The sequence below is a fragment of the Pseudomonas amygdali genome, from assembly GCF_002699855.1.
Classification (GTDB): domain Bacteria; phylum Pseudomonadota; class Gammaproteobacteria; order Pseudomonadales; family Pseudomonadaceae; genus Aquipseudomonas; species Aquipseudomonas amygdali.
The window spans coordinates 1-9086 of record NZ_LKBW01000078.1 but is presented as its reverse complement, the minus strand read 5'-3'; the positions used below and the strand labels follow the sequence as shown (position 1 = coordinate 9086).

Genomic DNA, 9086 nt, shown 5'->3' with positions numbered 1-9086 from the left:
AACGCATCAGTGTCTTACTACGCATCGCTATGAAGGCATGACGCCTCCGTCATAGCGTCAACTTGATGCATAGGCATTTTGAAATTCCTATGCATCAAGAGCCAAACCTTTATGTCGGTGGAGACACTCTAAAAATACGTCGAGGTCAGTTTGGTCTCGCTGCTCGCCAGTGACCATCAAGGTAAGACCTCTCACGGTGGCCTTGACTACTTTCTTTTCATACTTTCGTACTTCTTGTTGGCCATTGGATTTTTTTTTGCTCAATACTCCAAACAGCGAGCCGCGCAAAATGGCGTTTGCCATGGCGCGCTGGCCTTCGGCTACTGGCGGTAAGACTGATGCCACTGGCGACAAGCTCTTTGCGCTCAATGCAGTAGGCTCATGCACGATGCCATCTAACGTGCGTTCACCTCCTTCGCTTACCCGAGGCTGCCCGCCAGGCATATGGATGGCCTTTATCCTTTTCTCCAGGGTATTAGCCACGGGGCACCCCCTTCAAAAACTGACAAAAATCTTGTATCCTCATGAAGGCCAGGATAGGTAGCTCCTTTTAAATTCCGTTGTTGGCATTCCAGCCCCAAACTTTGGATTGGGCGGGGCTGGGATTATTTTTTGAGGCCACGTATAAAACGATGCACGGTGCTTACTGACACAATCACTCCTTTAGCATTCAGCCACTCAGCAATCTGTGCGTAGGAATACCCATTATCACGCATGTCCATAATCTCCTTCTTTTGCTTAACCAAAGCATCAGCCCGATTTGCTCCTCTGGGTTTGCTTTCTTCAAATTCCACAGGCTTCACCTCATATTTCTCAGAATAATACGTGAACGTGTCAAACGTGTCAAACGTGTCAAACGTGTCAAACGTGTCAAACGTGTCAAACGCACGATGGGTACGGTATAGCGAGTAGCCGGGCACGGGATAGCACCGATGAGCGTACGGGGCAAATATAGCTGTACGCCTCTAGAAATAAGGCTTTCAGCATTAGTGGCACTTTGACCTAGAAGTTCTTTAGAAAAAAGATATAGAAAAAAGACGCGCGTGCGACCCCTCGCCTCTGTGGATAACTTTTTTGGCCCTCGAAGCAAAATCACAAGCAACGTCCAGAGCATTCGTGCTGCGCACTCACCCGCCTCAACCCCGCAAGCGGGGACCCCTTTCGGCGGAGAAAATCCAAAGCGGATGCTTTCGCACTCAGGGCAGAGCCAAAGCAAGAGCGCTAGAAGCTCGTGAGCGCGCCAAGAAGGCGAAAACTCAAAAAATCCTCACACAGGGGTGGCCTGACCACTGATCGCGCCTTAGGCGGGATCGTGGAGGCTTGCTTATTTTCGAGATCGCGCTGAGAATAGCACGTTATACGCATAACGCATAACGAGGTTGTAGCCATGCACAAGCGAATGACAATTACGCTGGATGAGGATGTTTACGATGGGCTGTACAGAACGGTCGGTAAACGCAAGATGAGCCAATTCATTGAGGACTTACTGAGACCCCACGTTGTGGGTAAGTCACTCGATCTTGGTTATCAAGCTATGGCGGCAGACACGGCACGCGAAACCGCTGCAATCAACTGGTGCAATGCCCTGTCCGAGGATATGCGCGATGCTTCGCGGTGAAGTCTGGTGGGTTGAATTCGATCCTTCTGTTGGCAGTGAGATTAAAAAAACGCGGCCAGCAGTGATCGTGAGCAACGATTCAGCTAACCGCCATTTGGCACGGGTCGTTGTTGTACCGTTAACCAGCAGTACCGAGAGAACGTATCCCGGTGAAGCGCTCGTAACGCTTGAAAGGCAAAGCAGTAAAGCGATGGCCGACCAGATAATGGCAGCGGACAAGAAGCGTCTAAAAAACCGGTTAGGTAAACTGTCCAAGATTGATATGTTAGCCGTTGAAAATGCTATCAGTGTTCATTTGGCGATGCCGCTTTGATTGAACGCAAGGTCAATGAAACACCTAGGGAGATATCGCATGGCGACTCATGCTGAGTTAATAAACGATCTTTACGAGATTGTTGATGCTTGTTCGCGTATTCGTGGCGAGTTTAGAACATTGATGACCAGCGCGATAAATGAATTTTTGATGGAGCTTTTGGCAGAAAAAACCATTGACCAGGCCCTTCACACCGAGCTGGTCAAAACACTAGAGTCAAGCTGTTTTACATTCGATTGTAATTGGGCTGTCAGCTTGTCACCGGGCGGCGAGGTTAGAGGGCCCTTGGCGGCAGAGGCGCGTCATTTTTTGGATATGGCCGTAGAAGTCGCTATTTTTGAGTCAATGCTCGATGAGCTGGATGAGGATATGAACTCAGTGACGATTTCGAATATTGAAGCCGAAATAGACGCGTTCGTTGGCAAAATAGGCCTAGACTTTGCAGATGGACGTTTAAAGGAAATTCACTATGATTTTCTTTTAAATTGGATTGAAACCATCTCATTGATATTTTGAATTCAGGGCGCAATTGGGGCGGGGTTTAGTGGAACAGCGCACCGACTTAGGGTGGGTAGCCAGTGGCCAGATATTTTCATGACCTGAACCCAAGCGGCTGTCAGAAAGGTTATAGAGGCACTACCTATGGAACAGATGATTGATTACGCGCCGTTGGCAGCACTGGTGATTGCGGCATTTTTTACCTGCCAAAGGGTAGCCGGGAAGTCTTGAGATACACCGGAGCAACATTGGTGATTGCTCTGAGCATCTTGGCCGTCTATCACATACGTAAGTAGGGAGGCTTTCTGGCTTTACGCCCGGCGTCAATTGTTTCGACCATTGCAAGGCCTGCATGCTGGTCGAAAACCCTCACGGTATTTTTTCCGTGATGCCTTGAGAGTACCACTGAAAACCAGCATCAATAACCAACTTCTTTTTGATGCCGGACCGCTACGACAACTATTTCGTTTGTGTCGTAGCGGTATAGAATCACATAGCCACTGTCGCCAAAATCAATTAACCATTCCCGATACTCGGTTGCCATCCTATCGGCTAGCCTACCTACTTCGGGTTGTTCGGCAATAATCCTAATATCCTCCCTGATAGTTTTAACTGCTCGTCTTGCGGCTTCTGGATTATTTAGCGCCAAGAAACGATAAAGGCGTTGAATATCGTGCAACGCGGAGGGCGACCAGATCAGTTGTGGCATGCAGGTGGCTCTACGTCTTTACCTGCTTCCAGTTGAGCTAACCATGTATCGACTTCTTCCAGAGTCAGATGCAGACCGGTGGCCTTATATTCATTCCATGCGTGAATAGCTTCTTGCTGAAAAACCTGGCGCTTTTCTTCGCGCTCAACGTACTGTTTTATAGCTTCGCGCATCATCCAGTGCGGTGTCCGCTGCTGTGATTTTGCAAGCTGCTGGATTCGATCACGCATCCCTAAATCCAGTTTTACTGCCATGGGTTGATTTGTTGCCGCTTTCATAAGGAATAACCTCTGGGTATAGAAAGGTAATACCTCATTATAGAATCATTAGGTTTTTCTGTCGAATCCTCAGCGCCGCCGAAACTCGTTTCGGCTGGTGATGTGGATTGAACAACCGAAGCGCAGCGCAGGGCGTTAGGCATGAGGCTTTTCACCAGAATAGGCCGTTGGCTACACGCCGTGTTCACGGCTTAGCCCCTGTCCAGCTTGCTTTTCAGCTCTCTGTGCGTTAAAGATAGCGTGATGGATGGACGAAAATTTTAAGATCGGATGCGGATGCAGGATAGGGAGAGTGGCCCAAATTGACGCCACTGCGTGGCTAAATTTGGGCTGTCTCCCCGCTGCCGGAGGCTCTTGTATGAGTGCAAAAACTGAAAAAAAGGTGTGCTTTAGAATCAGTTCGGAAGCGCATGAGCGGGCAGTCGCTAAAATATCAAAGAGCGGTACAACGATCAGTGCGTTGGCGAAGCTGTTTGTGCTAAGAATTGCAGAAGAAGACAGCGTCGAAGAATTCAATTTAAGTGAAAATAGCGAACGGCTTAGATTTTCGTTATCAACGGAAGAAAAGGAAGCGATTGCCTATCATGCACAGTTGAATGACTGGTCCATGTCCAAGGAATGCCGGTTCAGGATTGTGTCGTCGCTGTCGGCAGCGTCGAAATTACTACCAGATGAAATCAAGAAAATAAGAGGCCTCAGGGCGGCCATTGATACGGTCGGTCGTAACATTCGCCATATGATGTTCCAATCGAAGAAGCTAGAAGTGAACGACGCGAGTTTTCTTAAAGAAATTGAAACATTGAACAGCTATATGGCCATGGCGATTAAGAAGATAGATGAGTTGCAGGAGGCCTCTGTAGATCGCTGGAGCTTTAACCGTAAAGGCATGAAGGGATAGTTATGGGCGTGCATGTCGAAAAAGAATGGCGAGTCAAAAGGGCGCGCGCCGATAAGGCGTCAAAGAGCGCTTTTACATTCAAAGTCAACCAGCACAAAAAAAATAATGGCAAGTCCACCGGAGCTATTCGACAATTACCCAGTAAGGAAATGATGGTAAAAATCACTGGGTCGGCTTCCACCGCTAGCGGTATTAAAAACGCCATAGACTATATGTCTCATGATGGGGAGCTCAGCCTCTATGACGATGAAGGTAATGAATGGAATGGACCGGAAGGGCTTTCCGAATTGAAGGACAACATGATTAACTCTGGGGCCATTGCGCCTACTGCAAAGGCAAATGAAGACGCGGACCAGCTTAAAAAACAAACACATAATATTGTGTTCTCGCCGCCACCCTCAGAAAAGGTGTTGCGTGAGGAACTGTTTGATACAGTGAGGGAAACACTTAAAGAAAAATACCCTGACAATGCGTTTGTCATGGCGTACCACGACAATACGGAAAAACCACATGTCCATGTGGTTTTGAAAATATCGGACAAAAACGGTCAACGGATGGACATCAAGAAACAAGACCTGCGGCAACTGCGCACCACCATGAGCCTAAAGTTGCAAGGGCTTGGCTACAATGTGAAAGCAACCCATAAGCGTGATTTTGCGTTGAAAGACCACCTTAAACATGGTCCAGAGCGGACACGTAACCTGTACGAAGTGGTTGAGTTTGGATCAGCCAGTTATCAGTTCGACAAAAAAAACAAACGTTCGAACTACATCACCTACAAGACCCTCAATGGACAAAAAGAGGTGACCGTATGGGGTAAGACGCTGCTTGAGGAAATCGAACGGGAGAAAGTCGAGGTGGGTCATGTCATCAAGCTTAAAAAGGAAGGCGCTGTAGCCGTTGAGGTACCATCGTATGATGAAAATGGCGAAGTCCAGGGCTACAAGACAGTCAAGCGCAACGAATGGAAAATTGAAAATACCAGTATTGAAGGGCCGGATAGAACAGTCACAATGGCAGAAAAGTTAGAAAAAGCAGACAAAAAAATTAACCTTCATACCCCTGAGCGTCAGAAAAAGCAGATGAAAGAGAAACTCCAATTCACTGAGGTGAAGGAACAGGTGTTGCGGCCCAAGATTAAACTCGGGCCTAGGTTGAAATTCTGAGCGGTGTTCAGTAAGTGTCAACCTTGACCAAAACGAAGTGGTCATACGGGACGGTCACACCGGCGCTGAATTTCCATGTGTCTTTGGGTGCCAGGTTACTGGCAGTGGCAATGGCGTTCCCTACCAGAGCGTTATTGGCGTCGTACAAATTGAAATGTACGAAAACGTTCCCTAGCGCTTGATCCTTGGTATTGGTTGCTGTACCTGTAATGTATGAAATCGACGGAGTTTGGCCTGGAACTGCTTGCAGGTGGCCTACTGTTACGGGTGATGGCTCACTGGCGATAGCCGCCGCTGAAAGCACCATGCAGGCCGCAAGGGCGTAAATTGCTTTCATAGGTTCATCCTTTGTTTTATTGAGGTCCAGCGATTTTTTACCTCATAATTACTTGATACGCAACGAGTTTCCCCCTTATGCAGCGAGCAATGCGGAAATGGCATCCAGCAATGCGGCTTTTACGTCATCCAAATCGTGTTGTCCATTCGCTTATCCATGGTCTGTCCTCTAAAGGCGGCTAAGCCACTTCATCAGCGCTTCTGCCACGCATGGCGGGGCCATGTGACCGGCGAACTCTCGCAGCAAGTACAGATACTTCGGGTCTGAAAGCTGGCATAGGGGTAGGTTACGGACTGTGTTATAGTCTCGCTCGGACATAATATTTCCCTCTCAGGATGCGTTGTGTTCCACGCTGGGGATGGTTCCCGCCATGCCCCGGCATCTATTACGGTGTCACATCAAATCTACGTCATTACCTGTATTAAGAAGCGCGCTTTTTCGCTGTCGGATAGTGATTCAAAGGCGAGCAAAGATGCTCGTATGATTGTAATGCGCGTCTTCCCTGTTTCTGTTGTTAATTTTTTCAAGCCATTCAGGGTGTTTTCATCAAACCGGAATCCTACCATCGTGGATTTTTGTTTTTGATTGGGCCGCGCATCGCCCTTCACAATGAATTCAGCAACGGACTTCGATTCAGTCGTTTCTGTTGAATTGTTGTGTTTTTTGATTTTACTCAAATCCATATTGAACCACCGAAGTTCGCCAGTTAATGATTAATCATTTGTTATTTATCTTTGATTAATCATATATGTTATTCAATGCTTAATCAAGCTTGGTTTGTATCTCGGTGAACAGTAGCTCGAGCTGGCCCTTCGCTTTGGAGGCGTTTTTTGCCCGTACCTCATGAACGCCCAACCCTTGGTTTATGGCCTTCTCGTAAGGCCTCAAATCAGAAACACATGAGCGTAATGGGGGTAGCATCTCAGGATTGGTTTTAAGGTACTCAGCGAGGTCTTGAGCATCAGTGTTGAATGATGATGTTGGGCATCGGTTGAAGAGGGTGAAGCCTTGCACACTGGAATTTTTTTTCTGTGCTTCTCGGACGACGGAAGACAAGCCATCAAGCGTAGCGATTTCAAGCAGTGAGGATGGTTTGACGGGTGTGAGAAATATGTCAGCTACGGTAAGTGCACTACGCAGTTCCATGCTGTCATGGCCCGCAGTGTCTACAAAAACCACATCAGTGACAGTCTCTAGCTTCCGAATGTCTATGCTTATGTCGCCATAGCACGTCATGACCGGGATATCGGGAACGTCTTTTTCTGCGCGAAATCTCGTCCATACCTCCAGGTCCTGATTTTTATCAGCCCTCACTATGGCAACGGAGGCTGTTTTTTTTTGGAGCATTACCGCGAGATTGGCAATGAGAGTGGTCTTGCCTACACCCCCTTTGTGGGAGCCGAAAAGGATAATCATGGTGCTGGATACCTAGATAATCAATGAATAATCAAATGTGATTTATCTGTGAATAATCTATGATTAGTCACGTATGAATAATCATAGATCAGCCTTTGATTAATCGCAACCGATTATTCTTTGATTAAGCATTGATAATTCATTGCTGATTGGCTGCTGTCCTAAGCGAGGTAGCCAATGCCATATGGCTCAAATGGGTGGTTCTTTCATTGGTGGCTCTTTAGGGTTGCGTTTAGGTAAATTGGGCCATGGCTGATAAGCCCGGCCTACTTGGGTGTACTTCAATCGGACACAGTCCAGGCTGCACGAGGGCCTGTCCCATATCGGAAGTGCTTACCGTACGATTTTTTCCGAATTCTGCGGGCTCCCCTTAACTGACTTCCCTGTTCCATTGCTCCCGGACCCCTCTCCGCCTTCGCTACGAACAGGGGCTAGCCCCTGAAGCCCCGAGGTGCTGCAAGGAAATTGCCTCCGGGACCTGACAACCTCAGCGCTGCTCGATGTGGGTCCGTTGCGGTAAAGCTGGGTGATCATGGCGCGAAGTGATCTTGCGGAGGACCTGAGAGCGTCGAACGCGATCTATAAATGCGGCGCTTCTGATAAAAGCTTAGACGGGGATATATAGCAGGGGGTGTACGCCGGAATCCCCGAAAATTCCGTCGGAAAACATCATGAGAGTGGTTCCCGGCTGCTTTTGCTATCCGATACGGTTTTTCGTACATATTTGGCCGCTCAATCAAGCCGTTTTCGGCTTGGCGGTGTCGCTGCCGGAAAACAACTGTTTGGCGTCAATCCGCACCAGTACTGGCTTCCCGTCCATGACGGAAATTTCTGGGATTCCGGCTTACAACCCCTAGCAGCAGTAAAAAGCCCCGAATCAACGGGGCATAGGGCATACCACTTTCCTATTTCCTTCGGCCAATACGCATGACGACGAACACAGCGCCGAGGACCACAATGGTGATGGCGAGCCACAACATGAGCGCTAACATATCGCCGCGTACATAATCCATAAATTGGCTGAACGAAGTCAGATCGTGTTGGGCCGAATAAACGACAATGGCAGCAACGGCGATGATAATGAACACATACTGCATAGGCTTTCCTCCCTTTTCGCGGTTGCGAAAATCGGCCGGCCTCTACAGCTCCGGCCTTGGTCTATACGCCTTCCGAAAGACCGATTAAACGTCTAGGCTCTGCTGTTCCTCGGCTTTGATGAGGAAGTCACTCAGAGAAGCGCCATTTTCTATGGCCTGTGCGATCGGACGAGGCTTTCTGCCAACGCCTGCCCAGTACTTAGTCACCCCATCTTCGACGAACACATACTTCGGCTCGCGCTTCTGGGTCGAGGTGCGGCTTTTTTTCCGGGCTTTGGGCTCAAAGTCACCACCTGCCAACTGGCCGAGGTCAAAACCTTCACTTTCAATCAGTGCCAGCAGCTCTTGACGCTTGACCTCACGGGCTTCGCGCTCAAGCTTTTCAGCGGCGTATTCTTCTTTACGCTCGTCAAGGGCTACCCCTAGTTTTTCATGTGCTTCCAGCAATAATTCATAATCATTTTCACGGACAAAAGCACGGATGCTGCGCACGTTGGACAACACACGCATGACGTCTTCGTAGGCATTAGCAGCCATAAATAAACCTCTCATAGCACTCAGTAAAAATGGGCGTTACTTCTTTTTAGCAAACTCAAAGCTGACAGCGCCAGTGGTTTTATCCTGCAAAACTAGCATGGCAGAAAACGATTTTCCTGTTTTTTTACTGACAAAGCCCTTGATTTCAACTGTGAACCGCCCCGGGTTTCTCGGAGACTCCAACCTTTGAGAGGATGGAGCGATGAAAAAACTACCGAA

At 48.3% G+C, this 9086-nt stretch carries 15 protein-coding genes; 5 read left to right on the top strand and 10 right to left on the bottom strand.

Translation table 11 applies throughout. The features are described 5' to 3' along the window. Nucleotides 1–87: 87 nt before the first annotated feature. A complete protein-coding gene (locus tag AO277_RS28990; protein ID WP_044319887.1) occupies nucleotides 88–483 on the bottom strand; it encodes a hypothetical protein in 396 nt (131 codons plus the stop codon). A 122-nt stretch (nucleotides 484–605) separates the two neighbouring features. After that, on the bottom strand, nucleotides 606–794 hold the full coding sequence (locus tag AO277_RS27995) for a hypothetical protein (protein ID WP_143492726.1): 189 nt from the start codon (nucleotides 792–794) through the stop codon (nucleotides 606–608). A gap of 593 nt (nucleotides 795–1387) precedes the next feature. On the opposite strand from AO277_RS27995, the gene AO277_RS07830 reads away from it, so the two are divergent. The 3 genes from AO277_RS07830 to AO277_RS07820 are packed head-to-tail and all read left to right on the top strand — an operon-like array spanning nucleotide 1388 to nucleotide 2447. Further along, a complete protein-coding gene (locus AO277_RS07830; protein WP_004668272.1) occupies nucleotides 1388–1618 on the top strand; it encodes a DUF8778 family protein in 231 nt (76 codons plus the stop codon). After that, a complete protein-coding gene (locus AO277_RS07825) occupies nucleotides 1605–1931 on the top strand; it encodes a type II toxin-antitoxin system PemK/MazF family toxin (protein WP_044319885.1) in 327 nt (108 codons plus the stop codon). Before AO277_RS07830 ends, AO277_RS07825 begins: the two co-directional genes overlap by 14 nt. Nucleotides 1932–1970: 39 nt before the next feature. Further along, on the top strand, nucleotides 1971–2447 hold the full coding sequence (locus AO277_RS07820) for a hypothetical protein (protein ID WP_044319884.1): 477 nt from the start codon (nucleotides 1971–1973) through the stop codon (nucleotides 2445–2447). 400 nt (nucleotides 2448–2847) lie between these two features. Here the strand turns inward: AO277_RS07820 and AO277_RS07815 are convergent, their stop codons facing one another. Together AO277_RS07815 and AO277_RS07810 are read right to left on the bottom strand one after the other, a co-directional pair. After that, entirely contained in the window at nucleotides 2848–3138 is a 291-nt protein-coding gene (locus tag AO277_RS07815) for a type II toxin-antitoxin system RelE/ParE family toxin (protein WP_044319883.1), read from the bottom strand. Continuing rightward, nucleotides 3126–3416 carry a CopG family ribbon-helix-helix protein gene (locus AO277_RS07810; protein WP_044319882.1) on the bottom strand — a complete coding sequence of 97 codons (291 nt, stop codon included), beginning with the start codon at nucleotides 3414–3416 and terminating at the stop codon, nucleotides 3126–3128. The genes AO277_RS07815 and AO277_RS07810 overlap by 13 nt, the downstream gene beginning before the upstream one ends. Nucleotides 3417–3774: 358 nt before the next feature. Between AO277_RS07810 and ddp1 the strand changes: the two genes are divergently transcribed. Together ddp1 and mobP1 are read left to right on the top strand one after the other, a co-directional pair. Then, the gene (ddp1, locus tag AO277_RS07805) at nucleotides 3775–4314 is read left to right on the top strand and encodes a DNA distortion polypeptide 1 (protein ID WP_044319881.1); all 540 of its coding nucleotides are present in this window, start codon (nucleotides 3775–3777) and stop codon (nucleotides 4312–4314) included. A 2-nt stretch (nucleotides 4315–4316) separates the two neighbouring features. Beyond that, on the top strand, nucleotides 4317–5480 hold the full coding sequence (gene mobP1 / locus AO277_RS07800) for a MobP1 family relaxase (protein WP_044319880.1): 1164 nt from the start codon (nucleotides 4317–4319) through the stop codon (nucleotides 5478–5480). 7 nt (nucleotides 5481–5487) lie between these two features. Here mobP1 and AO277_RS07795 read toward each other — a convergent pair whose 3' ends face one another. From AO277_RS07795 to AO277_RS28715, 6 genes are all read right to left on the bottom strand, one after another. Beyond that, nucleotides 5488–5817 (bottom strand): FxLYD domain-containing protein, encoded by a 330-nt coding sequence (locus tag AO277_RS07795; RefSeq protein ID WP_044319879.1) that lies wholly within the window; start codon nucleotides 5815–5817, stop codon nucleotides 5488–5490. Nucleotides 5818–6221: 404 nt separating this feature from the next. Continuing rightward, a complete protein-coding gene (locus AO277_RS07790; protein WP_044319878.1) occupies nucleotides 6222–6500 on the bottom strand; it encodes a hypothetical protein in 279 nt (92 codons plus the stop codon). 79 nt (nucleotides 6501–6579) lie between these two features. Further along, nucleotides 6580–7233 carry a nucleotide-binding protein gene (locus AO277_RS07785; RefSeq protein ID WP_044319877.1) on the bottom strand — a complete coding sequence of 218 codons (654 nt, stop codon included), beginning with the start codon at nucleotides 7231–7233 and terminating at the stop codon, nucleotides 6580–6582. 905 nt (nucleotides 7234–8138) lie between these two features. Next, on the bottom strand, nucleotides 8139–8330 hold the full coding sequence (locus AO277_RS07780; protein ID WP_044319876.1) for a hypothetical protein: 192 nt from the start codon (nucleotides 8328–8330) through the stop codon (nucleotides 8139–8141). Between the two features lie 84 nt (nucleotides 8331–8414). Beyond that, nucleotides 8415–8867 (bottom strand): H-NS family histone-like protein, encoded by a 453-nt coding sequence (locus tag AO277_RS07775; RefSeq protein ID WP_044319875.1) that lies wholly within the window; start codon nucleotides 8865–8867, stop codon nucleotides 8415–8417. Nucleotides 8868–8903: 36 nt separating this feature from the next. After that, nucleotides 8904–9086 (bottom strand): topoisomerase C-terminal repeat-containing protein (locus tag AO277_RS28715; RefSeq protein WP_218962506.1); only part of this gene is annotated, 183 nt, incomplete at its 5' end.

Excerpts from the sequence above, each read along its gene's own strand:
- AO277_RS07810 (WP_044319882.1), bottom strand. The coding sequence starts at position 3,416 with ATGAAAGCGGCAACAAATCAACCCATGGCAGTAAAACTGGATTTAGGG.
- mobP1 (WP_044319880.1), top strand. The coding sequence starts at position 4,317 with ATGGGCGTGCATGTCGAAAAAGAATGGCGAGTCAAAAGGGCGCGCGCC.
- AO277_RS07775 (WP_044319875.1), bottom strand. The coding sequence starts at position 8,867 with ATGGCTGCTAATGCCTACGAAGACGTCATGCGTGTGTTGTCCAACGTG.
- AO277_RS07825 (WP_044319885.1), top strand. The coding sequence starts at position 1,605 with ATGCTTCGCGGTGAAGTCTGGTGGGTTGAATTCGATCCTTCTGTTGGC.
- AO277_RS07780 (WP_044319876.1), bottom strand. The coding sequence starts at position 8,330 with ATGCAGTATGTGTTCATTATCATCGCCGTTGCTGCCATTGTCGTTTAT.
- AO277_RS07820 (WP_044319884.1), top strand. The coding sequence starts at position 1,971 with ATGGCGACTCATGCTGAGTTAATAAACGATCTTTACGAGATTGTTGAT.
- AO277_RS07795 (WP_044319879.1), bottom strand. The coding sequence starts at position 5,817 with ATGAAAGCAATTTACGCCCTTGCGGCCTGCATGGTGCTTTCAGCGGCG.
- AO277_RS07815 (WP_044319883.1), bottom strand. The coding sequence starts at position 3,138 with ATGCCACAACTGATCTGGTCGCCCTCCGCGTTGCACGATATTCAACGC.
- AO277_RS07830 (WP_004668272.1), top strand. The coding sequence starts at position 1,388 with ATGCACAAGCGAATGACAATTACGCTGGATGAGGATGTTTACGATGGG.
- AO277_RS07785 (WP_044319877.1), bottom strand. The coding sequence starts at position 7,233 with ATGATTATCCTTTTCGGCTCCCACAAAGGGGGTGTAGGCAAGACCACT.
- ddp1 (WP_044319881.1), top strand. The coding sequence starts at position 3,775 with ATGAGTGCAAAAACTGAAAAAAAGGTGTGCTTTAGAATCAGTTCGGAA.
- AO277_RS07790 (WP_044319878.1), bottom strand. The coding sequence starts at position 6,500 with ATGGATTTGAGTAAAATCAAAAAACACAACAATTCAACAGAAACGACT.